The sequence below is a fragment of the Sulfurimonas sp. HSL-3221 genome, from assembly GCF_021044585.1.
Taxonomy (GTDB): domain Bacteria; phylum Campylobacterota; class Campylobacteria; order Campylobacterales; family Sulfurimonadaceae; genus Thiomicrolovo; species Thiomicrolovo sulfuroxydans.
In genome coordinates, this window is record NZ_CP087998.1 from 1,119,646 (window position 1) to 1,145,695 (window position 26,050).

The window sequence follows — 26,050 nt, forward strand, 5'->3', positions numbered from 1 at the left end:
ACCGCTCGCGTAGCGATGTTTCCTCGAAAACAAGGGTACCGCTCGCGTAGCGATGTTTCCTCGAAAGCCCGGACACCTACGCTGACGCTGAGTCCTCCTCGGCGGAGAGCTCGTACCCCAAGGGCACTTCTTCCAGAGCGCACACTTTCTCACCCCGTTTTTTGCTAAAATACGCGTATGATTTTAAAAGACATTCTTGATTTCTCCAAACCTCTATATGTCCTCGCGCCCCTGGCGGGCTATACCGATCTGCCGTTTCGCAGCGTCGTGAAAAAGTTCGGCGCGGATCTCACCGTCAGCGAGATGCTCAGCTCCAACGCCCTGGCCTACGGCTCGCAGAAGACCCTCAAGATGCTCGAGCGCAGTCCCAACGAGGACCCTTATTCGGTCCAGATCGCCGGGGCCGATACGGAGATCGTCCGCCGCGCCGTCGAGATCCTCAACGCGCAGGATGACATCGACATCATCGACCTCAACTGCGGCTGCCCCGTCCCCAAGGTCGTCAGCCACGGGTCGGGCAGCTCTCTGCTCAAAGACCTGCCGCAGATGGGGCGGATCATCGAGACCATCAAATCAACGTCGAACAAGCCGCTCACCTCGGTCAAAATCCGCCTGGGATTTGCCGAGAAGAATCACCTCGAGATCGCAAGGATCGTCGAGGAGAGCGGGGCGGACTTCCTCGCCGTGCACGGGCGGACCCGGGCGGGCAAGTTCAAGGCGGAGGTCGACTACGACGCCATTGCCGAGATCAAGCAGGCGGTCTCCATCCCCGTGATCGCCAACGGCGACATCGACAGCTACGAGAAGGCGCAGTGGGTGCTGGAGCATACCAAGGCTGACGGCGTCATGATCGGCCGCGGCGCCGTCGGCGCGCCGTGGATCTTCCACCAGCTCAAAACGGGCAGCGCGACCATCGACCCGATGATCCGCTACGAGATCATCATGGAGCATTACGACCGCATGATCGAGTTTTACGGCGCGCGGGGGGTCCCGATGTTCCGAAAACATATCCATACCTACTCCAAGGGGTACGCCGGTGCCTCCGCCCTGCGCAACGACGTCAACCGCATCGACGACGTGGCGGCGTTTAGGAGCCTCATCGATGGCTTTTTCAAAGAGAGCCGCTACGTCGGGGAGGCGACGGAGGCGTCGTCGATCGCCTGCGCTTACGAATAGGCTGAGGGGCTTTTCCTAACACTTCCCTAACACTGGCGTGCTACACTCACTGCAAAGGGGAGGAGAAACGCATGCGAATCCTGATGCTGGAGGACGATGCCGTCCTCGCCGAACTGGTCGGCGGCTACCTCTCCCGCCATTTCCGTGTCGATATCGTCTCCGAACTGGGCGATGCACTGGCGTATATCGAGCGTTACTGCTACAGTGTCGTCCTGCTCGACCGCAATATAAACGGGGTCGACGTGGGCATGTCGCTGATCGAAAAGATCAAGCAGCGAAGCAGCGAAACGGGAGTGATCGTTGTCAGCGCCTACGACGCCATCGCGGAGAAGATCGCGGGGCTTAACCTGGGGGCGGACGATTACCTCGACAAACCCTTTGACAACGCGGAACTGCTGGCGAGGGTGCATGCGCTGGCGCGCCGACACCAGGGAGCGCCCCATGTCGAAGTATGCGGCCTGACATGTGATATGCTGGGCCGCTCCATCCGCAGCGCGGGGGAGGAGATCGTACTCAGCCGCAAAGAGAATGACCTCTTCTTCTACCTTCTTTCGAAGCAGGGGCAGATCATCTCCAAGGACGAACTGCTCGACGCCCTCTACGTCAATCCGCAGAATATCGCCTCCAACACCATCGACGCGACGGTCAAGAACATCCGCAAAAAACTGCCCAAAGCGATTATCAAGACCGTCAAGACGCGGGGGTACGTCATTGAAAGGGAGTAGAAGCCTGCAGCGGATGGTCATTTCGTACTTTCTGCTCAGCAGCGTCGTCACCTTCGCACTGCTCGGGAGCTATGTCGTCTACCGCTACCACGCCGAGCTTAAACGCAATCTGCGGCAGTCGCTGATCGTGTTGTCCGAGGACGTCGTCCGCCATAAATTCTACCTGAACGACGCCGAAACGATCCGACAGAACTTCCATCTGCTCGAAGCCTACCACAGCGCACCCTTCGTCGATCACTTTGACGATCTGACCTTCACAATGACCGAGACCCTGCCGCCGGAAGCGGAGGAGGTCGCCGTCGTCTCCGTACTGCCCGACGGCCGCTACCTGAAGGTGCGTTCGAATACCCTGCGGATCGAACAAAAAAGCCGTGACCTCGCCCTGCACCTGGCGGCCGTATTCGGGCTTTTCCTGCTGCTGTTCGTCCTGCTGTTCTGGTTATATCTGACGCGGCTGCTGCGCCCGCTGCACTGCCTGGTAGGCTACTGCCGCTCCGGTGCCGGGGATGAAAAAGCGCTGCCGTCGTGCAGCGGTCCGGCGGAAGTCAACGAGCTGAAACATGCGATCATCGCTTTGCAGCGTGCCAACCGGTCGCTCTGCCGGGAAAAACAGAACATCTTCAAGGAGGCGGCGCACGAGATCAAAGCGCCCATCGCCGTGCTCAAAGCGCGTCTGTCGCTCTTCGCCGAGGATGACGCCTTCGAAAAAGTGCGTTTCGTCGCCGAGAGCGAAGCGGACATCGCGACGGTCAGCAGCAAGCTCAAAGAGCTGATCTTCCTCAAAGAGATCGAGTGGGATATGCGCAAGGGGAGGGAGGACGTGCCGATGCAGGAGCAGTGTCGGCTGATGCAGCAGGTCTTCCAGCCGATTCTGGAGAAGAAAGGGTTGACGATCGTGTCGAACTTCGAGGAGGATTTCACCCTCTACATCCACAAAGCGGCGATTCTAAAGGTGCTGCAGGCCGTCTTTGAAAACATCTTCATGCATACGAAGAACGACACCGCCATCCGCACGATCGTCGATCCGGACAAAAAGCGGCTGGAGATCGTCAACGAGATCGGCACCAAAAGCGACGAGACCCTTTTTAGTTCCCGCATCGGGTCCCGGATGATCAACCGTCTCGCCGACAAACTGGGGTACCGTTATGAGACCCGAAAGCATGATGGCCGCTTCAGCACGCTGATCACCTTCGATGCGGTCGAGCAGGAGCGTGATGCGCAGTAGCGTCACCCTTGCGGCGGCATGCTGCCGTCGCTTCACCGCAGATTGACTCTGCGAACTCCTTTACAGATGTAACCCCCACTTTACCGTGCCTCCTGTATAATCGCGCGAATCAACACACGGGGCGGCAGATGGCAGAGATTATCGAACTTGTATTTTTGGGCATTGGCGTCGGCGCGCTGTCGGGCTTTTTCGGTATCGGCGGCGGGACGATCCTGGTCCCCGCACTGCTCTTCATCGGCTTCGACATGAAGAGCGCCGTCGGTATCTCCGTCGTGCAGATGGTCTTCAGCTCCATCTACGGCAGCTACCTGAACCTGAAAAAGGGTACTCTCGACGTCAAGATGGTCCTGGCTATCGGTGTCGGGGGCGCGGTCGGGGCCCTGGGAAGCAGCTTCATCGTCAGCGCCCTTTCCGGACGCACGCTCGAGTGGATCTTCATGGGCTTTGTGCTCTTTGCCCTGGGGCGGCTCTTTTTCAAGACCGTCGATCACGACCAGGAGATCAAAAAAGCGCACCCGGTGCTGCTCTTCGTCATCGGCCTGCTGCTGGGGGCTTTCTCCATCTCCATCGGTGTCGGGGGCTCCATTCTGCTGGTGCCTATTCTGGCAGGCTTCTTGCATGTGCCGCTCAAGAATGCCATCTCCGCCGGCCTCTTCTTTGTCGTCTTCTCCTCCATCTCTGGGCTCATCAGCCTCTCGGCGGGCGGCTACGTCGACTACTACCACGGCGTCATTATCGGGGTCGCGTCGATGGCGGGAGTCTTCGGCGGAATCTGGCTCAAGCACGTTGTGCCGGTCAAACAACACAAACTCCTGATGATCGCCTTCTACCTGGTGGTCATCGGATACTTCTTCTACAGATTGGTGGTGAAGCATGGATAAGATAACGATCACGGGCGCGCGGGAGCATAACCTCAAGGATATCTCCCTCGAAGTGCCGAAGAACAAGCTGGTCGTCTGTACGGGGCTCTCGGGCTCGGGCAAATCGACCCTCGCTTTTGATACCCTCTATGCCGAGGGACAGCGCCGCTACATCGAGAGCCTCTCCAGCTACGCCCGCCAGTTCCTGGACCGCATCGGCAAGCCCGACGTCGACAAGATCGACGGCCTCACCCCCGCCATCGCCATCGACCAGAAGACGACCTCCAAGAACCCCCGTTCGACCGTCGGGACCATTACCGAGATCTACGACTACCTCCGCCTGCTCTTTGCCCGCATCGGTGTCCAGCACTGCCACCTCTGCGGCAAGGAGATCTCGCAGATGTCCGCCGCGGATATCATCGAGCAGGTTCAGAAGCTCCCCGAAGGCTCCAAGGCCGTCATCCTTGCTCCGCTGATCCGCGAGAAGAAGGGAACCTTTGCCGACCTGATCGAGGGGCTGCGCCACAAAGGCTTCGTGCGGGCGATGGTCGACGGCGTCATGGTCCGCCTCGACGAGGAGATCGAACTCTCCAAAACGAAGAAGCATACCATCAAGGTCGTCATCGACCGTGTCGTCATCAAGGATGAGAACCGTGACCGGATCGCCCAGGACGTCGAAAAGGCGCTCAAGGAGAGCTACGGCGAGGTCGAAGTCGAGATCATGAACCATACCGAGATGGACCTGACCGCGAACATCATCCACTACAGCGAGCACAACGCCTGTTTTGACTGCAAGGTGAGCTTCGAGCCCCTCGAGCCGCTCAGCTTCTCCTTCAACTCCCCCAAGGGTGCCTGCCCCGAGTGCGACGGCCTCGGCATCCGCTACGCCCTGGACCACGACAAGATCATTGACGGGGATCTCTCCATCGAGAAGGGTGCCGTCAAGATCGTCTACGGTTTCAACAAGGGGTACTACTTCACCTTCCTCAAAGGCTTCTGCGAGACGGAGGGGATCGACATCACCGTCCCGTTCCGCGAACTGGAGGAGCACCAGAAGAAGGCCATTTTGCACGGCAGCATCAACGAAGTGACCTTCAAGTGGAAGAACCACCTGGTGAAAAGGATCTGGCCGGGGATCATCCGTATCGCCTATGACATGTTCAAGGACGAGAAGGATATCCAGGACTACATGAGCGAGAAGGTCTGTAATGTCTGCGGCGGCCACCGCCTGCGCCGGGAGAGCCTTGCCGTCGACGTGGCGGGGCAGAAGATCAGCGGGGTCATTGCCCAACCCATCGAGGATACCTACCGCTGGTTCACGGCCGAGGACACCTTCGCCTTCCTCGGCGAACAGGACCGCATGATCGCCGCGCCCATCCTCAACGAGATCCGCGAACGTCTCTTCTTCCTCTTCGACGTCGGCCTCGGCTACCTGACGCTGAGCCGCGACGCCCGGACCATCAGCGGGGGCGAGGCGCAGCGCATCCGCATCGCCAGCCAGATCGGCAGCGGGCTGACGGGTGTCATGTACGTCCTCGATGAGCCCTCCATCGGCCTGCACGAACGCGACACCCTCAAACTCATCCGGACCCTGCGCTCTTTGCAGGAGAAGGGGAACACCGTCATCGTCGTCGAGCACGACAAGGAGACGATCGAACACGCCGACCACATCATCGACATCGGTCCCGGGGCGGGGCAGTTTGGCGGGGAGGTCGTCTTCTCGGGCTCCCTCAAGCAGCTCATGAAGGCAAAGACGGAGACGGCGGCCTACATGACGGGCAAGAAGAAGATCGAGTACTTCTACCGCCGCGAGCAGACGGAGTGGATCGAGATCAAGAACGTCACCATCAACAACATCGAGGACCTCTCCGCCCGCATCCCGCTGCAGAACCTCGTCTGCGTCACCGGCGTGAGCGGCAGCGGCAAGAGCTCTCTCATCCTGCAGACCCTGCTGCCGACGGCGCGGGAGCTGCTCAACCGCGCGCGCAAGGTGCACACCGTCGCCGGCGTCGAGATCACGGGGCTGGAGCAGCTCGACAAGGTGATCTACCTCGACCAGAGCCCCATTGGACGCACCCCGCGCTCGAACCCGGCGACCTATACGGGGCTGATGGACGAGATCCGCAACCTTTTTGCGAAGACGAAGCTCTCCCAGATCCGCGGTTACACGGCGAGCCGCTACAGCTTCAACGTCAAGGGCGGCCGCTGCGAGAAGTGCCAGGGGGAAGGGGAGCTCAAGATCGAGATGCACTTCCTCCCCGACATCATGGTCAAGTGCGACGCCTGCGGCGGCAGCCGCTACAACCCGCAGACGTTGGAGATCGAGTACAAGGGCAAGTCCATTGCCGACGTCCTCAACATGAGTGTCCAGGAGGCGTTGACCTTCTTCGACGCCATCCCGAAGATCAAGGCGATCCTCAAGACGCTGAATGACGTGGGCCTGGGCTACATCACCCTGGGGCAGAACGCCGTCACCCTCTCGGGCGGGGAAGCGCAGCGCATCAAGCTCTCCAAGGAGCTCAGCCGCAAAGATACGGGCAACACCCTCTATATCCTTGACGAGCCGACGACGGGGCTTCACTTCGCCGACGTCGACCGCCTCACCCAGGTGCTGCACCACCTCGTCGAACTGGGCAACTCCGTTCTCGTCATCGAGCATAACCTCGATATGGTCAAGAACGCCGACTACATCATCGACATGGGCCCAGAAGGGGGCAGCAAGGGCGGCCGCATCATCGCCGTCGGCGACCCGGAAACGGTGGCATCAATGGCCGACGACACCGGCAGCTACACCGGCGAGTACCTGAAGAAGGAACTCCCAGCGCAGTAAGCGCCAAGTAGTAACTGTATCCATGAAGATGGCATGATTGCCTAAACGCTACAGGGCAAAGGGAGAGTCTATGGGAACGGAGAAAGCGCCAAAAAAGATTTCGCTTGCTTTATCGGGCGGCGGCGTGCGCGCCGTGGCCCATCTGGGGGTCGTCGAGGTCCTGCAGCAGCAGGGGTATGATATTGCCGCCGTCGCCGGCAGCAGCGGCGGAGCCCTGGCCGGGGTGCTGCTCTGCGACGGCCGTACCCCGCGGGAGGTCCTGGAGATCTACCGCGAGCTCCGGCGCATCGACCTTGTGCGCCATTTCCGGCAGGGCGGGGTGTTCGCCCTCAAGGGGATCGAACGGCTCCTCTCGCACCACCTCTCCGTGACCCACATCGAGGATCTCCAAACCCCCTGCGTCATCGCCGCGACAGACCTGACGGCGGGGACGATCCGCTACTTTGACCAAGGCCCCATTGCCAAGCTGGCCGCAGCCTCCTCGTCGCTCATCCCCTTCTTTGCCCCCGTATCCTACGGGGGGATGCGCCTCGGCGACGGCGGTTTCATGGACAATATGCCGGTGCGGGCCCTCAAAGCGAAGGGCCTGCCCATCCTCGGCATCAATGTCAACGCCATCCTGCCCCAAGAGCCGAAAAACGTCATGCAGACGACCTACCGTGCCCTCATACTGATGATGGCGGCCAACGTCGAGGCGTCGAAGCATTTTGCGGACGCCTATTTGGAAGTGCAGGGGTGCGCAGAGATGAATATCTTCGATACATCGAAGCTCGATGATGCCTTTGACGCGGGGCGACGCGAAGCGGAAGCGGCGCTGGAAAAGGGACTACTGGATCTTGCGTAGCAGGGCGTCGAGCCCCCGGGTGGGCAGCAGGCGTTTGAAAAGCGCGAGCAAGGTCGTCGCGCCGGTAATGTGGTAGCGCGGGGCCGGGCGCTCCGCCTCCAGGGCCCTGATAACTTTACGGGTCACGGCGTCCGCATCGCGGGTGAAGCGGTCCTTCTCCTCCTTGTTCGCTTTGCGCTTGTACACCTCCTCCTGGTACACGTCCGCAAAACGGCTCTGCGCCGTGTCGACATTCTTTTCAAACATTTTGATGGCGTTGTCGCGGAAACGTGAGCGGATCGGGCCCGTGTTGAGGGTGACGACGTGGACGCCCGTGCCCTCCAGCTCCAGGCGCAGGGTGTCGCAGAGCCCCTCGATGGCGTACTTGCTGGCATTGTAGGCGCCGCGGAAGCGCAGCGAGACGAGTCCCAGTACCGAACTGTGCTGCAAAATGCGCCCGTACCCCTGAGCGAGCATAAGGGGGAGGACGCGGCGGGTCAGCTCGTGCAGTCCGAGGACGTTCGTCTCGAACTGTTCGCGCAGGGCGAAGGTCGGGACGTCCTCGAGGGCGCCGGGCTGGCCGTAGCCTGCGTTGTTAAAGAGGGCGTAGAGGGTGCCGCCCGTCTGCTCCAGGACCCATTTCAGGGCCGCGTCGATGCTGTCGGGGTCGGTGACATCGAGCTGGTGGGCATTAAGCCCCTCCGAGATAAGCCTGAGAACATCTTCCTGGGCACGCGCCGTGGCAAAGACGTCATAACCCTGTCTGAAAAGCGTCAGGGCCGTTTCATAGCCGATGCCGCTGGAGCAGCCGGTAATAAGGATGGATTTTTTCATGGCGCCATTATAGCCTGCCTCCGTGAAAGGGGGCGTATGGCGCGCAGGGGGGATGATGGATAGTTAGCCGTGGTAGATGTGGTGGCAGTTATGGCACTTGTATTTTCTTTTTCTGAACAGCAGGTACTTCTCAACGAAGGTACGCTTGAGCCGTAAAGCTTGTCCCGCACCGCAGACAGGGCAAACCTTTTGTGTAAACGCTTTCACAATTTTTACCTCTGAAAAATTTTATTCTCTCTTCATCGCATCAAGATGGCAATTATATCAGACATATCTATGATATTCTTATTATAAAATAACAAAAATAATAAAAGGTGTTTATGATCATCTGTCACTGCGATCTGCACTTCGAACTCCCCTATGTCCACTCTCTCAAGGGACGCCGCAGCATCACGAACAGCATCAAGGAGCGGTTGAAGAGCTTCAACGTCTCCGTCATGGATATCAGCGGCGAATACCCAAAAGAGGCCGACATCGCCCTCATTTTCCTCTCCCCGGACGCCCGGGCCGCGGCGCAATACCGCGAGGCCATCGAACAGATGCTGGAGCGCCACTTCCCCGAGCTGCAATACGGCATGGAGTATGACGAGCTGTAGTCACGCTATAATGGGAGGTAAAAGTTCACCAAAGGATATGACTATGGCCGACAAACCGCTCTCCGAACTCGACGAACGCGAACCGGAGCTGGATGAATCCAGCGACTATGAAAAACCGCTCTCTTCGAACAAGCGCACCTGGATCCTCAGCGCCTTCGCCATCGCGATCATCGTCTACCTGCTCTATAACATCCTGATGTCTTCGTTCTAGGGAACCATGCTGACCATTTCCAACAATGTGAGCCTCAGCGAGGATGAGATCGAGATCGAGGCCATCAGGGCCCAGGGCTCCGGCGGGCAGAAGGTCAACAAGACCTCCGCGGCCATCCACCTGCGCTTTGACATCGCCGCCTCCTCACTGCCGCCTTTTTACAAAGAGCGCCTGCTCGCCCTCACAGACAGCCGCATTACCAAAGAGGGGATCGTCGTCATCAAGTCCCAGCAGCACCGCAGCCGCGAACAGAACAAAGAGGAGGCTTTGGAGCGTTTAGTAGAGCTGATCAAGAGCGTCAACGTCTCCAAAAAGAAGCGCATCGCGACCAAACCGACGAAGGGGTCTGTCAAAAAAAGATTGCAGTCGAAAAAGAAACACGGAGAGAAAAAAAAGCTGCGAGGCAAAGTCGCCGACTGAACTGCTGAAAGCGCGCCAATCGCATTCTAATAAAAGCGCGGGAACAGGGAGTCTGTCATTTGAAGTGCCGCTCCCGCTTCACACGGCAGCGGTGGGAGCCTCTGTGCTCCCATGGGCGGTATGTTTGGCCCAGGCGGTGCATACGGTGCACCCTTTAGTAAGATGCCGAACTCCCGAAGGGGCATATGACCTCTCAGTGTGTCGCGAGCCCGATTTAAGCGGCGCGACGTATCCAATCTCTGGAGCGAGGTTGCCCGGCATCTTGTCTGTGAAAGGCGAAGTGACCGCGGTCACATCTGGTGGCGCTGCACTGTCATGCGCGCCGAGCTCTATTGGCTGCTTCGACCCGGCTTCACCTTGACTCAGAAAAGCATCTTACTTCGCTTACCCGATCCTTCGTCGCGTTTCAGCCCATACCCCAACTCTGTATTAGGGGCGGCATCCTCTTGCGACGAGGGACCCAAAACCACCAATAAATTCGTTTGATTCATTGGCTTCCTTTGCGGTACCTTGTTAAAGATCTCTAGTACGTACTAGAGTCATGATAACTCCTAAAAAATAAAAGCAAAATTAAATGGAGAAGGTCGTTTCTGGAGGAGATAAAAAGGTGATACGGGGGAGGATGCGGGCACAGCGCGCCCGCGTAGGCGTTACTCGGCGAGCTTAGGCAGCTCGTTGGAGAGGATCTCCAGGTTCGGCAGCATGATGATCTCGATGCGGCGGTTGAGGGCGCGCCCCTCCGGCGTCTCGTTGGTCGCGCGGGGGTGGAACTCGCCGAAGCCAGCGGCGGAGACGTTGTCGGCGGAGACGCCCTCGTCGATCATGAGGTGGACGACGCTGAGGGCGCGGGCGGTGGAGAGCTCCCAGTTGCTCGGGAAGCGCGCGCTCTTGATGGGCACGTTGTCCGTGTGCCCCTCGACCTGGAAGCGGCGGTCGGGGAAGGCGGCGAGGGCCTTGGCGATCTGCGCAAGCGCCTCCTGGCCCGCTTTGTTGACCGTAGCGCTTCCGCTGGCGAAGAGGACTTCATCGGGGAGGTTGATGACGATGCGCCCCTTCTCGATGGAGACGGTCAGCTGCCCGCCGTCGATCATCTTCTGCAGCTCTTTGACGAACTGTGCGTAGATCTCGTTGCGTTTCTGCGTCTCGGCCTCGATCTGCTTCATGGTCTCAAGCTGCTCCTGGGAAGCTCCCAGCTCTTTGCGGGCCGCCTCAAGGTCCTGCTGGAGCTGCAGCTTGCGCATCTCCATCTCGCTCAGCTCGACGTTGTTGAACTCGATCTGCGACTTGCCCTTGGCGATCTCCTCGCGGTCCTTGGCGATCTGCGCCTGGTTGCGCTCAATCTCGTCGCGCTGGTCCTTGATGGTCTGCTGCGCGGAACCGAGCTGCACGCGGGTCTGGTTCAGCTCCTGCAGCGTCGCCTCGTGCGTACTCTTCATAACACAGCCGGAACTGAGCAACATCACTGCCGCCATTGCGGCCACCGGAATCAGTTTCATAATGGGGACTCCTTTTTGACAAATGGCCGTCATTATAACCGAAGAGGGGAAATAGCACTCGCACATGGAAACGCCCCCTTCCTACGCCGTTCCAGGGTAAGAAATGCTGTAAAAATGGCGAAAAACAGTGCGGAAAAGCGACCTTTGATGAAGAGAATACGAACAATGCAGCGTCATGCGGCGGCTTTCAAAGAGCGCTCAGTGCCAATTTTCGATTTTATTGAATGCGCTTCGACGAGTCGAAGCTCTTTTTTTGACGTTAGCTTCGGGTTGCCGAAGCGCATTAATCAATAGGCTCAGTGTCGTTAAGCGTGCCTTGAAAGCCGCCCTGAAGGCATAAAGCCGAGAAGGGCGAGCGATTCGCGCAACGACGATTTTCTTTTGGTTCTTTTCTTATGAAAAAGAAAAGAATGAATAGAGTGTATTCCTTTGCCACATTTTTAGAAAAAGTAGCGCAAAGAGCGGTCTTTCGCAAATCGCTCATAGGCTTCCGGGATGGCTTATAAGGAATGCTCAAGGCCAAGCCCCAATTGATTGGATGCGCTTCGGCGTGCCGAAGCTCTATATTTCCATTAGCTTCAGGGCCTGAAGCGCGTTAATCAATATTCAGAAGCTCAGCTCGGTTTTGTTTAAACTTAATATAACATATGTAGTTATATTGCGATAGAATTATTGCATGAAAAAGCTCCAGGAACTCTACAAAAGTGATAAGCCCCGCGAAAAACTGCTGGCAAAAGGTCCCTCTGCCCTCAAAGCGTACGAGCTGATGGCGGTGCTGCTCGGCAGCGGGGTTCCGGGCAAGGATGTGCTGCAGCTCTCCAAGGAGATCGTAGGGCTCTTTGATGCCTCTTTCGAATCCCTGACGCTCGATGACCTTACTTCCATCCATGGCATGGGCGCGGCAAAAGCCGCGCAGATCCTCGCCGCCGTCGAGCTCTCCCGGCGTTATCTCATCAAGCAGCATGTCAAAATTACCTCAGCTGCGGATGTCTACGAACTGCTACGCGAATACGGGGCCAAAAAGCAGGAGTATTTCATTGCCCTGGCTCTGGATGGAGCCTCGCACCTTATCGAGAAGCGCGTCGTCTCCATCGGGACCCTCAACCAGTCCCTCGTGCACCCCCGAGAAGTCTTCGCCGATGCCGTCGCGGACCGGGCGGCGGGGATCATCGTCGCCCACAACCATCCCGGCGGGCAGCTCGCCCCGAGTCGGGAGGACGTCGCGGTTACCCGGCGCCTCAAGGAGGCGGGGACATTGTTGGGGATAGAGCTGCTCGATCATGTTATTTTGACCAGAGACGGGTTCCTTAGTCTGCGGGAAGAAGGGATGTTGTGATCAATCTAAATATATCTAATAAGATATTTTTTATACCCTATAAGGCATAATCGTGGAATGGAAAGTGGAGTTTTACACGGATGAGAAGGGCGCTAAACCGGTAAAAGAGTGGATGCTGGGATTGGAAGCGAGTGCCCGTTCTGCCCTGATGCGCAATGTGGATTTGCTGGAACGGATGGGCCTGGGCATACGCGAGCCCTATGTGAAGTATTTGGAAGAGAAACTCTACGAAGTCAGGGCGAAAGACCGCAGTGGCATTTACCGGGTTATTTATTTTGCCCACACGGGAAAACGGTTCGTCCTTTTACACGGGTTTGTCAAAAAGACGCAGAAGACACCCCGAAAAGAGATTGAGATTGCGAAGCAACGGATGAGGGAGATGATGAAATGAGTGAATTTCAAGATTTTTTGAAAGAGCAGTTGAAAGATGAAAAGTTCAAAGCGGAGTGGGACAGGCTGGAGCTGCGCTACAGGGTCATTGAGCAGATTCTGAAACTCCGCATGAAGTATGACCTGACGCAGAAGCAGTTTGCGGAAAAGGTCGGAACGACACAGGCCGTCATCTCCCGCATCGAAAACGGCAATGTTAACATCGGGATTGACTTTCTGGATCGTGTGGCCAAGGCGTTTGGGAAAAAAGTCGAAGTGAAGCTGATATGAGCACAATGCCGGACCCCAGACAAAGAAAGAACATACGCTTCGGATTGAGCGTCGCCATCGTGTTGAAACAGGACCAGGACACCGGCCGACTTACTGACGGCATCGTCCGCGATATCCTCACCAAAAGCGCCACGCATCCGCACGGCATCAAAGTACGGCTGATGAGCGGCGAAGTAGGGCGGGTGAAGGAGATTTACTAGCAGATTACTGTTTTGGTGATTTCTCCGTATACTCTTCGCTTTCTTCCGCCGCCATCATGGCGTTGCCGGAAATAGCATGGGCATAATTCGAAGAATTAGCCGCTTTCTCCGTAGAAGAACCGAGACTCCCTCCGCCATCATAGAACTTCTCTACAAAGCCCATAATCTTACCTAGTACTCTCGGTACGATCTTTTTGCGTTCAAGCAGTTTCGGTTTGACGTTGAGCGTATTGGCGATGTCGTCTTTTAGCGGGGATCTGCCGTCATAGAGGTAGGTGTCGATGACCTTGTTGACTTCTGCTTTGTTGAGGTTTTCTTCCTCACAGAGCGCGTCGAAGGCTTTGATCTGCTCATCATCCCAGAACTTTTCGAACGCATCGTCGATCAGGTCGTCGTCTTCGATGTGCATCAGGTGGTCGTCGATGAACTTCTCGATCAGCTCGCGTTTGCTGCGGAGGCTGGGCTGAGCGTTGATGATGCTGACGATGGTGTCACGCTGCTTCTGCTGCTCTTCTGTTTTTGCCTTTCTATATTTGGCCAGGAGTTTGAGGATATAGGCAACATTGATCTCGTCCTTATGGATGAGCTCCAGTTCAAAGTCGATCTCCTGCAGGACAGAGACCTTTTCCGTTTCATTGCGGCTTTTGGCCCGCTCGTAGAGATCAAGGTATTTGGACTTGTAGTCTTCAAAGAGTTGTTCCGCCATGGAGAGGTCGTTCCAGTCGAAGTCGGCAAAGCCCTCCAGAATATTTCTCACCCGCATCAGTTCCCGGAATGCCTTGATGAATTCCAGCTGCTTCTCTTCGTCAATGATAGCATCAACGCTATTGATGCTCGGGGCAATGGCAATGAGCTTCGCGAAAGCCTCGTTGAACTTCTCGACGTACTCTTCGTAAGGCCCCATGAGAATCTTGTCTTTTTTATCTAAATCAGAGAAGAGGGCAATGGCATCGTCGGTCGCTGTTTTTAGGTTGCGGAAGCAGACGATATTCCCCTGCGATTTCGTCTCGCCCAGGATGCGGTTGGTACGTGAGAAGGCCTGGATAAGACCATGATATTTTAGGTTCTTGTCGACGTAGAGAGTGTTTAGGGACTTGGAGTCGAAGCCCGTGAGGAACATGTTGACGACGAGCAGGATGTCGACTTCACGCTGTTTCACCCGTTTGGAGATGTCGTTGTAGTAGTTGTAGAAGCTCTGGCTGTCTTTGGTGCTGAACTTCGTGCCGAACATAGCGTTATAGTCGTCAATGTACTCGTCGAGCTTCTCGCGGCTGTGCTTGTTGATGTGCTCTTCGTCCACTTTCGTCTCGTCGAAGTCGATCAGCCCGTTGGCGTCTTTGTCCTCCTCGTTGGCACTGTAAGAGAAGATCGTGGTGATCTTGAGGTCGTGCTTCTTGCTCTTGAAGGTCTCATAGTACTTAGTGAGCATGTCGACGCTGCCGACACACATCATCGCCGTAAACTCTTTTGAGTGGGTCTTGCGCGGATGGAAGGAGAGGATGTAGTCGACGATCTTTTCAATCCGCACGGGGCTTTCCAGCAGCTCCTTGGTGTCGATGGCTTCTACTTCGATATCAAGCTCGTTTGCGCTCTCTTTTTCTTTGTAGCGCCCGATATACTCCACCGAAAACTTCAATACGTTGTCGTCGCCGATGGCGTCGGTGATGACGTAACGGTGCAGGCGCTCGCCGAAGAGGTCGGCGGTCGTGCGCTTGCCCAGCTTGTTTCCGACGGCGTTTTCTTCAAAGATGGGGGTTCCCGTAAAGCCTATCATCTGTGCCTTTTCGAAGAAGCGGGTGATGTTGCGGTGGGTCTCTCCAAATTGGCTGCGGTGGCATTCGTCGAAAATGAAGACGACGTGCTTGTCCCGCAACTGCTCCATCTCGTTTAGGTAGCGTGTTTTGCTGATAGCGGTGTTGAGCTTTTGGATCGTCGTGATGATAAGGTCGGTTTGGACGTGCTGGCCCTTTTTGTCTTTGTGGCGTCCGAGGAACTGGTCGACGAGGATCTTCGTGTTGTCCGTGCCGTCGACACTCCCTTCGGAGAAGCTGTTGAACTCTTTGCTCGTCTGGAAGTCCAGGTCCTTGCGGTCGACGACGAAGACGACCTTATGGACGTGGGGAAGCTTGACGAGAATCTGCGAAGCTTTGAACGAAGTGAGGGTCTTACCCGAGCCGGTCGTGTGCCAGATGTAGCCGTTTTTGTCGCTGTTCTGCACCCGGTCGATGATCGCCTCGACGGCATGGAACTGGTAGGGACGCAGCACCATCAAAATCTTCGGCACCTCCGCTAGCACGATGTACTTGCAGATCATCTTGGAAATGTGGCACCGCTCGAGGAAAACCGAGGTGAAGGCTTCGAGCTGGGTGATGTTGAGGTTCTCTTTGTCCGCCCAAAAGAATGTCTGTTTGAAAGTTTGTTTCTTGTTGTTGGCGTAGTACTTGGTGTTGACGCCGTTGGAGATGACGAAGAGCTGTACGTAGTTGAAAAGAGCACTGTTGTAGCCGTAGGAGTGACGCTGGTAGCGGTTGATCTGGTTGAAGGCCTCTTTGAGCTCGACGCCCCGTCGTTTGAGCTCGATCTGCACGAGGGGCAGGCCGTTGATGAGCAAGGTGACGTCGTAGCGGTTCTTGTACTTCCCTTCGATTGTCACCTGCTGCGTGACCTGGAAAAGGTTCTGGCACCAGTGTTCGGAATCCAAAAACTCGATGTAAGCCGTCGTGCCGTCATCCTTGGGCAGGGCGAATTTGTCCCGCAGGATCTTCGCCTTTTCGAAGACGTTGCCTTTGTTCAGATGGTTGAGGATGCGGCCGAACTCGGTATTGCTGAGCGAGGTTTTGTTGTGCTTTTCGAGCTGGCGCTTGAGGTTGGCTTTGAGGGCCTCTTCGTCCTGGATGATAACTTTTTCATAGCCCAGTTCTTCGTTGAGCTGCTTGACAAGATTGGCTTCGAGGACGGCTTCGGGTTGCTTACTCATGAGTATCTACTATATCGATTTCATTTGAAACAATAATTTTGTATTTTGGTGCGAATCCAATATCAAAACCTGACTCACCTTGATTAAGAAAATCACTATCTTCTTTCTTCTTAATTATCTCAATTCTTGTCATGACATCTTCGTCAGCTCTTTTAGCAGATGTGGCCAATGTAACTTCTTTCCATTCACCCTCTTCCATTACTTCATCTTGATTTAATGAATATTTTTCATTGTTATAAACCTTCTTGATTATTTTGTTGGTATAAGAGTTATTTTTACTAAAAATTGAATCACATATTAGACTTTGCCATGTAGACGCGACAGGGTAAATATATTTACTACTATGTACATGCAAATCATCAAATGTAGGGTTTATTGAGTTGAATATACTCTTCATATAATGTGCATCGACAATGGAACATCCGTAGTGTTGATAAGATGTATGTTGAGGACTGTAGTTATATAAAAGATATAAAGGATACCCTTTCTTTTTTGATGCGTAATTGATTAAATCTGTATTTTGATTTTTGTAAGGAATTTGTTCGTACTTATTGCTTGGATAAAGAACTTTTGCTTGCATTGGAAAAAACAAGTATTTACCATTTGGCTGTTGAACAAAAAACTCAATATCATTTCCATTGACTCTTTCGTTTATTGCTTCAAATGCTTTTACTTGTTTAAAAGTGCAATGTTCAGAAAACTTAGCTAATTCGAACAATAAATTTTGGGTTATGGTTGTTTCAAATAATTTCAACTGACTTGCATTAGTTCTTGTAAACTTGAGTCTATACCAAGTATCATGAGATAAATCAGTCATTTTAGTACATAAGTTACAATCTTCAATCAATATCTTATTCGAAAGAGCCATCATTTTATTGTATTCTGTATGGTATGCCGGTTTATCCAATGTAGTAGCAATATTAAAAAAGTCTCTTGCTTTAATTCCTGTTGAACTGAGTTCTTTGGCATGGAGTAAAATTTGCTGATGAAATGTTGCAATTTTATCGCCTGAAGATGCAGTATTAACGGCACTCTCAATGTTTGTTATTAATTTCATATCCATGCTCTCTATTTATAGATTTAACCCATCATCTTTAGTCAAGACTTCCTGGTTCAATAAAAATAATCATATATTCTCATTTACACAAACATCTGCTGGAGCAGTCCTTTTTTGAATTGCTTGACGTTTTCCAGCTCTTTGGCGACGAGGTCGATTTTGGTGTTGATAGATGATAGGAAGTCGGCTATTTTGGTTTGTTCTTCAAGACAAGGTACATCTAATTTTAATTGATTTAAATCTTTAAGATTTACAACTTGTTGAGCAGAGCCAGCACTTGGTTTTAAAACATCTTTACGACCGACATGAGAATTAAGATACTGCACAATAAAATAATTATTAATGTTTTGATTGAATCTTAAAAGCCCTACAGCTCTAGAAATATTGTGACCAACTAGTTCATTAGGAATGATTGCAGCCTCACCAGGATAACCAACTAATGCGATGACGATATCATTAAGTTGTAAAGTAGTTCTCTTATATTCTTTAGCAATTTTTTCAGATACTAAAGGCAAGTCAGTGTTTACTGTGCTGTTTTTGATATCTCCGCCTCTAACCATTTTGATTCCTGAGTCAAGGAAATTACCAGCTTTTACAATGCCATAGGTAGCTTTTATCTGAAGATATTCATTCAGATACTTCTCCTCCCACTCCGGAAAATCACTCCCGTCATCCGCTTTAAAGCGAATTTCCTGCGAGAAGATTTTTTGCATCACCCCTTTTTTGTACTGCTCAAGCAGCTCCTGTTTTTTGGTGAGCTCTTCGATCTTGGTATCGACAGCGGTGAGGAAGGAGGCGGTTTTGTGTTGTATATCAAGTGATGGGATGTCGATTTTCCATTTAAACCAATCTGAAAGTTTGAAGATCATCTTTTCCACATGAACTCCAATACTAGAGTGAAAACAAGTTTGCTGAAAATATACAGAGTGACTAAGATATTTCAAATATTGTGAATCTATTAGTGGCGTCGTTCTTAAGACAGAGTATTCATTGGAGACAATACTTCCACCAAATTCGCTAGTCACTAATGCACAGGCACCATGAACAATTTGACGTTTTGAAATAACAAAATCACCTTCTGCAATTTTAAATTGAGATTGAACGGAGATTTTTTTACCTTTCATAATAGCACGTTCTTCAATGCCGCCACGCGATCTTTTTATAGTAATTAACCTATAGTCCTCGTCGTCTTTGAGTTTAACTGGTCTTTTTTCTTCATAAAGTAAATCACCGATGTGAACCCTACGATACCCATTTTTCAATTTTCCTAATTTTGGAATCCCTGGCTGCACTGATTTTGGATACGTTGAATGACTCATAATGATGAGATCCTAAAATGGTGCTGGAATATCAAGCTCTTTACAGAACTCGGCAATCTGTGCATCGGTAGTTTTCATATCCGTTTCAAGGGCTTTGAGTGCGCCGGTGACCGCATCCAGATCGACCGGTTCCTCTTCCTCGAAGGTGTCGACATAGCGAGGAATGTTGAGGTTGTAGTCATTCTCCTTGATCTCGTCGAGTGTGGCGAGGTGCGAGTACTTTTCTATCGCCTCCCGGTTGCGGTAGGTGGCGATGATCTTCTCGACGTTGGCATCGGTCAGGATGTTTTGGTTCTTGGCCTTCTCGAACTCGCCCGAAGCGTCGATAAAGAGGACATTGTCACTTGCCTCGCGGCACTTTTTAAAGACTAATATACATGTGGGAATACCAGTACCGTAAAAAATATTTGCTGGCAAACCAATGACGGCGTCGAGATAGTTCCGGTCCTCGATGAGGTAGCGGCGGATGTGCCCCTCAGCCGAGCCCCGGAAGAGCACGCCGTGGGGCAGGACGACCGCCATGGTGCCGTTGTCGTCGAGCTGGTAGATCATGTGCTGGACGAAGGCGAAGTCTGCCTTGGAGGAGGGTGCGAGCCTGCCGTATTGGCTAAAGCGGTCGTCGCTCATGTGGAGCGGATTCGCCGACCATTTGGCGGAGAAGGGGGGATTGGCCACGACCGCTTCGAAACGCTGCTCCGTGTGCTGAGGGTGTTCGAGGGTGTCTTCCTGCTTGATGTCGAACTTGCGGTAGTGGACGTCGTGCATGATCATGTTCATGCGGGCTAGGTTGTAGGTGGTGCGGTTGAGCTCCTGCCCGTAGAAGTTGGAGACCTCCTCGACCTCCTTGGCAACGCGCAACAGCAGCGAACCGGAGCCGCAGGTCGGGTCGTAGACGGACTTGAGCTTGCTCTTGCCCGTCGTGACGATCTTGGCGAGGATCTTGGAAACTTGCTGCGGGGTGTAGAACTCCCCCGCCTTCTTGCCCGCACCCGCCGCGAACTGTCCGATAAGGTACTCGTAGGCATCGCCGAGAACGTCCCGGTCGTGGCTCTTCAGTTCGAAGTTGATGGCATCGAGATGGGAAAGCACCTTAGCGATAAGCGTGTTCTTCGCCGCTTCGGTCCGGCCCAGTTTGGTGCTGGTAAGGTCGAGGTCTTCGAATAGGTGGATGAAATCGTCCTCGCTCTCGTGCCCCATTGTCGTCTGCTCGATGTTGCGCAAAATCTGCGTCAGGTCTTCGAGAATGAAATTATTTTCGTCTGCATTTCCGCGCTTAGCAATCTCGCTAAAAAGTTCGGAAGGTTTGAGGAAATAGCCCAGTTTCTCGATAGCCTCTTCCTGGATGGCTTCAAGTAGTTCTTTACCGTCATCTGTTACTTCGTCGATATCAAGGTACTTGATGCCGTCTTCGACGAGGATAGTGTCGGCGTAATCTTCCATCTTTTCGGAAAGGTACTTGTAAAAAATAAACCCGAGGATGTAGTCACGGAACTCATCCGCATCCATCTTCCCGCGAAGCGTATTCGCGATGTTCCAAAGCTGCTGTTCTAAAATCTTTTTGTTCTCTTCACCCAACTGTGACGGCCTTATAGCTGTATTCGTTTTTTTTGAGTGAGTATAGCAGAGGGAGAGTGTGTAACCTCTTGAAGTGTATTAGTTTAGAGATTTAATACTACATAAAATCAAAGTTATTTCTTTTTCGTATGAAATCTTCGGTACAGACTTTTGTTGAGATGTTCAAACATGTATGTCATCTGTTCAATATTGGAGAGATAAATGATAAATGCGATGCCAAAAGTCATTAGACTAAATAAGATAGCAAACGAAGCAGTTACTCCATACTGATACATCGTCTCTGAGTGGCGCGCGAGAAATACCATTGCCATGCCGAAGAGTGTGGCAGCGACGACAAATGTCCCATTGAGTATATCTTTTGTGATATCACTTAGAAACATAGTGATCTTACACGTCTCTAGCTTGCCGAAGTTAAACATTATATAACTTACTACAAGTGTTATAAAAAAAAAGGCGATACCAATACTCCCATTTCTATCCCAGTTTTTGACGACTGTTTGAGTAATATTTTTTACTACGGCTATTTGTTGTTCTATGGGGAGCAAGGCATAACTCTGATAGGTTAACACGGTTGCCAATACAAACCATACAATAAATTTTCTCACTAAGAAAACCTCTGTGATTTTCTTGATTTTATCAAACGAAGACTTTGATGGGGTGAAGGACACTTTTTTCCTTTAGTATTTTTACTAGTAAATAAAAGTTCTATTGTATTAAAATAAACACAAAAAAATATCAAATATATTTTTATTAATAGAAAACAATGTGTGATAAGGTTTGAAGAAGTAATACAGCTTTTTTACTACTGTATAACCGATGGGCTGCATTCGCATATCTGTACAATGGCGGTATTAGATGACAAAGAGGGGGTAAGGGAAATGAGTGATAAAATTTGGTTGTCGCTGATTGATGCGAAATTCAAGGTTTTTCTGATGTGTGGCAAAGGTCATCGACGCAAAGAAATTGGCAGCGGGAGACACCTGCTGTATTCCAAGGAGATGGACACGGGATTTGATGAGGTGTTCGGCGATGATTAGAGCGTGGCACGGACGGATGCCGAAAATGAAAGTTGTCTTTGTCACCGTCGCGCTGTTTTTCGCTGGCTGCGGTTCTAAGCAGCCCGAACCGGCTCCGGCGCCTTCGACGATGACGATCGATGGACAGAAGTTACTTATCCCTGAGGCAATGCGCGGGCGCGTTATGACGCGCGTGAAGCCTGTCACCTACTACAGTCTGGCCCGGAACGACAACCTGCTCCCGCATTTCAGTTACAGCAACGACGACAACCACATCAGTTTCAAAAAGGCATCGGAGCGCCCCCGCTATACCCTCGATTTCGGCGGTCGCTACATCGTGCGCGAACTCTACGTGGAGCCTAGCGGCGGTCTGTACTGGAAGGAGGGGGATATGATCAAGGACCTGATCCGTCTGCCGCTCTCCTATGCCCTTGACCCTCTTTTTGTGCACCAGATGATCGACGTCGATATCGCTGCGGCCGGCCAGACGTTGCCGCGGCATCTCGCGCTTGACTCAAGGGAGGAAGTCGCCCTGGGCTTTACGAGCCTGCGGCCGCTCTCCAAAGTCGATATCAGCGTTAAAAGCCTCTACAACACCCAGACGGTGCGCCGGGGCAGGGAGTATCACCTCGCGCCTGACACCTTCCATGCAGAGCTACTGCGACCGGAAGATTTCGAAGCGATGGCACGTTATACCCTCGTCAACCGCCCCGCCCCCCACGAGAACGAGTCTTTGGTGCTGATGCTCTGCCGGCACGACCGAGCCAACTTCGCCAGGCTCAAGCGTCAGCGCCGGAGCTTCACCCTTCCGAGCTTCTCGATGCTCGACCTCCCCGACGACGTCGACGTCGCCTATGCGGTGGGGAACATGGCCAAGATCGCCAGGAGCAACCAGTACAAAACCAACCGCGGCCAGATCCGGGTGATCCGCAGCGACAGCTTTTACAGTGTCGGAAAGGGTAGGGTGGCTGGCGGCGAGGAGTTCAAGGTGCGCAGCGGCGGCAAGAAGATGACCGTCCGGCACGAGGCACCGACGGCAGGGAACGAGGAGTTCATCGATTTCGACGGGGGGCTTGAGTGAGCACGGCCACGCCGCATAAGCGGCTGGGGATCGCCGTAGGGTTCGTCTGGCTGCTCATTGCCCTCAAGGTGCTTTATCTCGCTGCGGAGTCCTATTATAATGCCCACCTCGTCGACGTCGCTACCAGCCTAGATGCCGACCGCGATAGATTTGAGGCGCTCGAGGCGATGGGCCACCGCCTCTCATCGATCGGCCTGACCCTGCTGGCGATGCCGCTGTTTTACCTGATCGGCCGCCGCCTTGCGCGCACCCAGTTCCAGGCGATGGCCGCCGCGTCGCTGCTGGCGCTGCTGAGCTACCATGGGCTCTACGCGGGTCTCGAACGCCTCATGGAAAAGATTGTCGAGCTCAATCAGGAGAAGCGCTACGAGGCCTACTACGCCACGGCACTGCGATACGGGATGTTGGCGCAGAGCATGGGGTACACGAGTTTCCTGCCCCAGGAGCGGTTGGGCAACCTGCAGACCGAAGACCGGGTGATGCTGGCGAACATCTTTTTGCTCACCCAGCTCGAACCCGCCCTCGTCGACCGGATTGTTGACGAGGGGCGGGAGCGCTTCGTCGATATCCTCATCCTGCAGCACGACCGCGATGCCTTCGACAAGGAGGAAGTGGCCTTCAAGGCGCAGGTGGGGCGCATCGCCGAAGCGTGGAATGGCTATGTCGACGCGCGGGCGAAGATCAACGCGAGTTTCGAGGGCAGGGCGGACGCGGCGACGATCCAGAAAGCTTATGACGACTTCAAGCGCAGCCTCAACGAGCGCTATGCCAAATACGGCGAGGGGGTAACGCGTTATGAGCGCGAACTCAATGCCGAACTGGCCAAGGGGGATGGCCGCTACGACGAGCTCAAACGCTACTTCCGTTACCGCCGTTACGCGTCAGCCAAGCGTAAGTACCGCGAAAGTATGCTCGAGAGCTTTGGCTACGAGGTGCCGCCGGAGCGCTGGTGCGCCCACGGCCGCTGTCCCGACCGTGGTGCAGTAGACAGTGTGATTGAGCAGGAGGTGCGCAAACGCTTCGAGACGCGCAGCAGGGGGTTGCCGCCGAATCTGAACAAGCGCGCCTTTTTCCTGCATCCGAAAGTCAAAAAGGAGGTCATTGCCGAACTTGCCAAGCAGGGCATTCGGGTGCGCAGTGATTTCAACTATTCTGCCGCGCAGTTCGCCACGGCCTACAAGCAGATGGTAAAGCGTGAGTTTAAGCGCGCGGTCGCAAAGATGCAGGAGGGCTTCGAGGCCGACACCGGGATCAAGCGGGTCCGCACCGACCTTGACCACGACGCCTTCGTCGCACTCTTCACGCCACAGTTCAAGGAGCGCTTTTCTAAGCCCCGCTACACGAACGCGGCGATTACGATGGCGCAGCAGGGGGACACGAGCGGTTTTTACGAGCAAATCTACCGTCCGCAGGTACACGCGAAAGTGATGGAAAACGTCCTTTACCCGCGCAGCACGTTCGAGAACGATCCCGAGGCGATGCGCCGCGGCGACGACGCCATCAAGATGCTTTTTATCCCGCCCTTCGCGATATTCCTCTCGCTCTTCGCCGGGTTGCTTAACCTAGCCTCGTTGTTGGGGATGCTCTACGCCCTGGCGCTGCACGGCCGCCGTGGCAGATGGGTCAGCGCGTCGAAGCTCCTAATCAAAACCCTCCTGGTGGCCCTGATCGTCTACCTACCCTACCGGGTCGCGATGCAGGAGGGGGTGCTGGAACGTTATCCGGCGCTTTCGCACGATACGCCTTTCTTACGCTACTACCGGCCACTATTGGCCTGGCTTCTCGTCGCCGAGCGGGCCAACTACGACCTCTTCTACACTGGGCGTTAGCCCTAGAACAATCCATATGTACACCAAGCGTACGTTTTGACTCTGACCAGCGTCGTTCCCACGCCATTTCGACCTTAGCAAGCTGGCTATATGTTTTACAGCACTAGGGAGATGTTAAAAAGGTTGGCGAAGAAATGAGAACATCTATTAGGCCGTTTGGCTGTGTAAGTAGTCATGATTCAGATGAGTCAGTGCGGCGTCCCAGGCGTTGATGGCTTTTGGCGGGGCTTTGCGGTCCAGGACCTGTTTCATGCCTTTAAGCAGCGCTTCGAAGATGAGTGCGAACTGTTCTGGCGTTGCGGTGGGATACATGGCTTTGAATTTTTCCGCGTACGTTTTCATTTTTTCGGGGCGGTCGATAAAGCTGGTCAGTGCAATGACGGCAAAACTGAATTGCTGGGGCATGTCGGCTTTGGCTCCCTGGAATAGCACCTTCAGTTCCGGGTGCTCGGTCAGCAGGATTTTAAACGTCTGCTCGGTAATGGCATGGATGTTCTCGGCCACCTTGGGCGCGCTTTTTTGCAGGTTTTCGTAATGCTCCTCCGGGATCATGACGCTCCTTTTAGTTACTGATGAGCAATTCTCATTCCAATCATTGCGTATTTCGATCTTTATGGCATACTGCTAGACAAACGTATACCTAGGACCAACTATGCATATTTCAAAACTTTTAATGACCTCTTCTTTAGCCGTAGTGCTTACGACCCAGACCCTCAATGCCGGACTGTTTGACTCCATCATCGAAACGGTGACAAAAACGACTTCTGGGGAGACGCAGACGAAGGATGTCTCCGGTCTCTCGATCACGGACATCGACGGCGGGCTGCGCGAGGCGCTCAACAAGGGTGTCAAACAGGCCATTGAACAGTTGGGGCAGCAGGACGGTTTCCTCGGTAACAGCCTGGTGAAGATCCCCGTGCCCGACAAGCTGATGATGGTCGAGAAGGGGCTGCGCAAGGCGGGGATGGGCAAGTATGCCGATGACTTCGTTACGGCGATGAACCGGGCGGCGGAGAAGGCGGTGCCGGAGACGGCGAAGATCTTTGCCGATACCATCTCCGGTATGAGCATCGAGGATGCGAAGAAGATCCTTACGGGGCCGGACAACGCGGCGACGGAGTATTTCCGCGAACACTCCGGCCCGGCGCTGCAGGCGGCGATCTTGCCCATTGTCCAGCAGTACACCCAGGAGACCGAGGTGACGCAGTACTACAAGACGATGGTCGACACCTACGACAGTTACGGCGCGCCGGTGCTGGAGCAGACGGGGGTAACGAAGCTTCTTGGTTCACTGTCGGGTGAAACGAACGCAACGACGTATGATCCGCGCGACCTCGACGGCTACATCACGGCCAAGGGGGTCGACGGCCTCTTTACGGTCATTGCCGAAGAGGAGAAGCAGATCCGCACCGACCCCGCGGCGCGTACGACGGAGCTGCTGCAGAAGGTTTTCGGCAACTGAGGGTGGGGGTAGAACGGTTTTTGTAATAGAGGGCTAAAAAAAGGTTCTCTACAGTGCAAAACAAAACGCGTCCAAAAGTCGTTCTTCTCAAAGGCAACGGTCCCATTATCATTAACAGTGAAATGATGGAGCTTATTACGATCACACTCTCTCACGGTCTTGTCGGTCTTCCGCTGGAGGAGCTGCGCGCCGAGAAGGTGATCATCGTCAAAGACCTCAATGCGTTCTGGGACGTTCACAAGACCGTCAAAGCGAAACCGGCCTGTTTCGTCTACAGCTATGACGAGCTGGAGGAAGAGGACCTCAAAAAGATCCACTCGGACGACATCAGCTACATTTAGG

At 53.9% G+C, this 26,050-nt stretch carries 26 protein-coding genes; 18 read left to right on the forward strand and 8 right to left on the reverse strand.

Going from position 1 to position 26,050, the window contains the following annotated elements; genetic code table 11:
• Positions 1-177: 177 nt before the first annotated feature.
• The 6 genes from dusB (at position 178) to LOH54_RS05720 (ending at position 7,660) form a co-directional block, all read left to right on the forward strand.
• Positions 178-1,176: a tRNA dihydrouridine synthase DusB gene (gene dusB, locus LOH54_RS05695; protein ID WP_231021072.1), complete on the forward strand. Its 999-nt coding sequence runs from the start codon at positions 178-180 to the stop codon at positions 1,174-1,176.
• Between the two features lie 71 nt (positions 1,177-1,247).
• Positions 1,248-1,901 (forward strand): response regulator transcription factor, encoded by a 654-nt coding sequence (locus LOH54_RS05700; RefSeq protein WP_231021073.1) that lies wholly within the window; start codon positions 1,248-1,250, stop codon positions 1,899-1,901.
• A complete protein-coding gene (locus LOH54_RS05705) occupies positions 1,888-3,126 on the forward strand; it encodes an ATP-binding protein (protein WP_231021074.1) in 1,239 nt (412 codons plus the stop codon). The genes LOH54_RS05700 and LOH54_RS05705 overlap by 14 nt, the downstream gene beginning before the upstream one ends.
• A gap of 128 nt (positions 3,127-3,254) precedes the next feature.
• Complete coding sequence (locus tag LOH54_RS05710; RefSeq protein WP_349636721.1) at positions 3,255-4,007, forward strand: sulfite exporter TauE/SafE family protein; 753 nt, start codon at positions 3,255-3,257, stop codon at positions 4,005-4,007.
• Positions 4,000-6,816 carry an excinuclease ABC subunit UvrA gene (gene uvrA, locus LOH54_RS05715; protein ID WP_231021075.1) on the forward strand — a complete coding sequence of 939 codons (2,817 nt, stop codon included), beginning with the start codon at positions 4,000-4,002 and terminating at the stop codon, positions 6,814-6,816. Before LOH54_RS05710 ends, uvrA begins: the two co-directional genes overlap by 8 nt.
• A 70-nt stretch (positions 6,817-6,886) precedes the next feature.
• Positions 6,887-7,660, forward strand: coding sequence for a patatin-like phospholipase family protein (locus LOH54_RS05720; protein ID WP_231021076.1), 774 nt, complete (start codon positions 6,887-6,889; stop codon positions 7,658-7,660).
• Here LOH54_RS05720 and LOH54_RS05725 read toward each other — a convergent pair.
• The gene (locus LOH54_RS05725) at positions 7,643-8,473 is read right to left on the reverse strand and encodes an SDR family NAD(P)-dependent oxidoreductase (protein WP_231021077.1); all 831 of its coding nucleotides are present in this window, start codon (positions 8,471-8,473) and stop codon (positions 7,643-7,645) included. The genes LOH54_RS05720 and LOH54_RS05725 overlap by 18 nt on opposite strands.
• 320 nt (positions 8,474-8,793) lie before the next feature.
• On the opposite strand from LOH54_RS05725, the gene LOH54_RS05730 reads away from it, so the two are divergent.
• The 3 genes from LOH54_RS05730 to arfB are packed head-to-tail and all read left to right on the forward strand — an operon-like array spanning position 8,794 to position 9,700.
• On the forward strand, positions 8,794-9,069 hold the full coding sequence (locus tag LOH54_RS05730) for a DUF503 family protein (RefSeq protein WP_231021078.1): 276 nt from the start codon (positions 8,794-8,796) through the stop codon (positions 9,067-9,069).
• A 43-nt stretch (positions 9,070-9,112) separates the two neighbouring features.
• A complete protein-coding gene (locus LOH54_RS05735; RefSeq protein WP_231021079.1) occupies positions 9,113-9,280 on the forward strand; it encodes a hypothetical protein in 168 nt (55 codons plus the stop codon).
• A gap of 6 nt (positions 9,281-9,286) precedes the next feature.
• Positions 9,287-9,700, forward strand: a complete 414-nt coding sequence (gene arfB, locus LOH54_RS05740) for an alternative ribosome rescue aminoacyl-tRNA hydrolase ArfB (RefSeq protein ID WP_231021080.1) — start codon at positions 9,287-9,289, stop codon at positions 9,698-9,700.
• 650 nt (positions 9,701-10,350) lie between these two features.
• Here the strand turns inward: arfB and LOH54_RS05745 are convergent.
• Positions 10,351-11,196 carry an OmpA/MotB family protein gene (locus tag LOH54_RS05745; RefSeq protein WP_231021081.1) on the reverse strand — a complete coding sequence of 282 codons (846 nt, stop codon included), beginning with the start codon at positions 11,194-11,196 and terminating at the stop codon, positions 10,351-10,353.
• 676 nt (positions 11,197-11,872) lie between these two features.
• On the opposite strand from LOH54_RS05745, the gene radC reads away from it, so the two are divergent.
• Genes radC through LOH54_RS05765 form a run of 4 tightly spaced genes read left to right on the forward strand, consistent with a single transcriptional unit; the run spans position 11,873 to position 13,392 of the window.
• The gene (gene radC, locus LOH54_RS05750; RefSeq protein WP_231021082.1) at positions 11,873-12,532 is read left to right on the forward strand and encodes a RadC family protein; all 660 of its coding nucleotides are present in this window, start codon (positions 11,873-11,875) and stop codon (positions 12,530-12,532) included.
• Positions 12,533-12,584: 52 nt separating this feature from the next.
• Entirely contained in the window at positions 12,585-12,923 is a 339-nt protein-coding gene (locus LOH54_RS05755) for a type II toxin-antitoxin system RelE/ParE family toxin (protein WP_231021083.1), read from the forward strand.
• Positions 12,920-13,192, forward strand: coding sequence for a helix-turn-helix domain-containing protein (locus tag LOH54_RS05760; RefSeq protein WP_231021084.1), 273 nt, complete (start codon positions 12,920-12,922; stop codon positions 13,190-13,192). Before LOH54_RS05755 ends, LOH54_RS05760 begins: the two co-directional genes overlap by 4 nt.
• A gap of 5 nt (positions 13,193-13,197) precedes the next feature.
• Entirely contained in the window at positions 13,198-13,392 is a 195-nt protein-coding gene (locus LOH54_RS05765) for a YwbE family protein (protein WP_231021224.1), read from the forward strand.
• Positions 13,393-13,396: 4 nt separating this feature from the next.
• Here the strand turns inward: LOH54_RS05765 and LOH54_RS05770 are convergent, their stop codons facing one another.
• From LOH54_RS05770 to LOH54_RS05790, 5 genes are all read right to left on the reverse strand, one after another.
• On the reverse strand, positions 13,397-16,369 hold the full coding sequence (locus LOH54_RS05770; RefSeq protein ID WP_231021085.1) for a type I restriction endonuclease subunit R: 2,973 nt from the start codon (positions 16,367-16,369) through the stop codon (positions 13,397-13,399).
• Positions 16,362-17,432 (reverse strand): DUF6615 family protein, encoded by a 1,071-nt coding sequence (locus LOH54_RS05775; RefSeq protein WP_231021086.1) that lies wholly within the window; start codon positions 17,430-17,432, stop codon positions 16,362-16,364. The genes LOH54_RS05770 and LOH54_RS05775 overlap by 8 nt, the downstream gene beginning before the upstream one ends.
• A 77-nt stretch (positions 17,433-17,509) precedes the next feature.
• The gene (locus LOH54_RS05780) at positions 17,510-18,745 is read right to left on the reverse strand and encodes a restriction endonuclease subunit S (RefSeq protein WP_231021087.1); all 1,236 of its coding nucleotides are present in this window, start codon (positions 18,743-18,745) and stop codon (positions 17,510-17,512) included.
• A gap of 12 nt (positions 18,746-18,757) precedes the next feature.
• On the reverse strand, positions 18,758-20,320 hold the full coding sequence (locus tag LOH54_RS05785; RefSeq protein ID WP_231021088.1) for a type I restriction-modification system subunit M: 1,563 nt from the start codon (positions 20,318-20,320) through the stop codon (positions 18,758-18,760).
• A 113-nt stretch (positions 20,321-20,433) separates the two neighbouring features.
• Positions 20,434-20,988: a hypothetical protein gene (locus LOH54_RS05790; RefSeq protein ID WP_231021089.1), complete on the reverse strand. Its 555-nt coding sequence runs from the start codon at positions 20,986-20,988 to the stop codon at positions 20,434-20,436.
• Positions 20,989-21,198: 210 nt separating this feature from the next.
• On the opposite strand from LOH54_RS05790, the gene LOH54_RS05795 reads away from it, so the two are divergent.
• From LOH54_RS05795 to LOH54_RS05805, 3 genes are read left to right on the forward strand one after another with little or no spacing between them, the layout of a single operon-like run.
• Entirely contained in the window at positions 21,199-21,357 is a 159-nt protein-coding gene (locus tag LOH54_RS05795; protein ID WP_231021090.1) for a hypothetical protein, read from the forward strand.
• Positions 21,350-22,417, forward strand: coding sequence for a hypothetical protein (locus tag LOH54_RS05800; protein WP_231021091.1), 1,068 nt, complete (start codon positions 21,350-21,352; stop codon positions 22,415-22,417). The genes LOH54_RS05795 and LOH54_RS05800 overlap by 8 nt, the downstream gene beginning before the upstream one ends.
• Positions 22,414-24,246, forward strand: coding sequence for a hypothetical protein (locus tag LOH54_RS05805; RefSeq protein ID WP_231021092.1), 1,833 nt, complete (start codon positions 22,414-22,416; stop codon positions 24,244-24,246). The genes LOH54_RS05800 and LOH54_RS05805 overlap by 4 nt, the downstream gene beginning before the upstream one ends.
• 147 nt (positions 24,247-24,393) lie before the next feature.
• Here LOH54_RS05805 and LOH54_RS05810 read toward each other — a convergent pair whose 3' ends face one another.
• On the reverse strand, positions 24,394-24,798 hold the full coding sequence (locus tag LOH54_RS05810) for a globin family protein (protein WP_231021093.1): 405 nt from the start codon (positions 24,796-24,798) through the stop codon (positions 24,394-24,396).
• A gap of 121 nt (positions 24,799-24,919) precedes the next feature.
• Between LOH54_RS05810 and LOH54_RS05815 the strand changes: the two genes are divergently transcribed.
• Both LOH54_RS05815 and LOH54_RS05820 read left to right on the forward strand, forming a co-directional pair.
• Positions 24,920-25,708 (forward strand): DUF4197 domain-containing protein, encoded by a 789-nt coding sequence (locus LOH54_RS05815; protein WP_231021094.1) that lies wholly within the window; start codon positions 24,920-24,922, stop codon positions 25,706-25,708.
• A 53-nt stretch (positions 25,709-25,761) separates the two neighbouring features.
• Positions 25,762-26,049: a hypothetical protein gene (locus tag LOH54_RS05820; protein ID WP_231021095.1), complete on the forward strand. Its 288-nt coding sequence runs from the start codon at positions 25,762-25,764 to the stop codon at positions 26,047-26,049.
• Position 26,050 lies beyond the last annotated feature (1 nt).

Coding starts and splice junctions, on each gene's coding strand:
- LOH54_RS05770 (WP_231021085.1), bottom strand. CDS start 16,369: ATGAGTAAGCAACCCGAAGCCGTCCTCGAAGCCAATCTTGTCAAGCAG.
- LOH54_RS05795 (WP_231021090.1), top strand. CDS start 21,199: ATGAGTGATAAAATTTGGTTGTCGCTGATTGATGCGAAATTCAAGGTT.
- LOH54_RS05815 (WP_231021094.1), top strand. CDS start 24,920: ATGACCTCTTCTTTAGCCGTAGTGCTTACGACCCAGACCCTCAATGCC.
- LOH54_RS05775 (WP_231021086.1), bottom strand. CDS start 17,432: ATGGATATGAAATTAATAACAAACATTGAGAGTGCCGTTAATACTGCA.
- LOH54_RS05700 (WP_231021073.1), top strand. CDS start 1,248: ATGCGAATCCTGATGCTGGAGGACGATGCCGTCCTCGCCGAACTGGTC.
- uvrA (WP_231021075.1), top strand. CDS start 4,000: ATGGATAAGATAACGATCACGGGCGCGCGGGAGCATAACCTCAAGGAT.
- LOH54_RS05760 (WP_231021084.1), top strand. CDS start 12,920: ATGAGTGAATTTCAAGATTTTTTGAAAGAGCAGTTGAAAGATGAAAAG.
- LOH54_RS05800 (WP_231021091.1), top strand. CDS start 21,350: ATGATTAGAGCGTGGCACGGACGGATGCCGAAAATGAAAGTTGTCTTT.
- arfB (WP_231021080.1), top strand. CDS start 9,287: ATGCTGACCATTTCCAACAATGTGAGCCTCAGCGAGGATGAGATCGAG.
- dusB (WP_231021072.1), top strand. CDS start 178: ATGATTTTAAAAGACATTCTTGATTTCTCCAAACCTCTATATGTCCTC.
- LOH54_RS05735 (WP_231021079.1), top strand. CDS start 9,113: ATGGCCGACAAACCGCTCTCCGAACTCGACGAACGCGAACCGGAGCTG.
- LOH54_RS05745 (WP_231021081.1), bottom strand. CDS start 11,196: ATGAAACTGATTCCGGTGGCCGCAATGGCGGCAGTGATGTTGCTCAGT.
- radC (WP_231021082.1), top strand. CDS start 11,873: ATGAAAAAGCTCCAGGAACTCTACAAAAGTGATAAGCCCCGCGAAAAA.
- LOH54_RS05720 (WP_231021076.1), top strand. CDS start 6,887: ATGGGAACGGAGAAAGCGCCAAAAAAGATTTCGCTTGCTTTATCGGGC.
- LOH54_RS05710 (WP_349636721.1), top strand. CDS start 3,255: ATGGCAGAGATTATCGAACTTGTATTTTTGGGCATTGGCGTCGGCGCG.
- LOH54_RS05730 (WP_231021078.1), top strand. CDS start 8,794: ATGATCATCTGTCACTGCGATCTGCACTTCGAACTCCCCTATGTCCAC.
- LOH54_RS05810 (WP_231021093.1), bottom strand. CDS start 24,798: ATGATCCCGGAGGAGCATTACGAAAACCTGCAAAAAAGCGCGCCCAAG.
- LOH54_RS05780 (WP_231021087.1), bottom strand. CDS start 18,745: ATGAGTCATTCAACGTATCCAAAATCAGTGCAGCCAGGGATTCCAAAA.
- LOH54_RS05765 (WP_231021224.1), top strand. CDS start 13,198: ATGCCGGACCCCAGACAAAGAAAGAACATACGCTTCGGATTGAGCGTC.
- LOH54_RS05725 (WP_231021077.1), bottom strand. CDS start 8,473: ATGAAAAAATCCATCCTTATTACCGGCTGCTCCAGCGGCATCGGCTAT.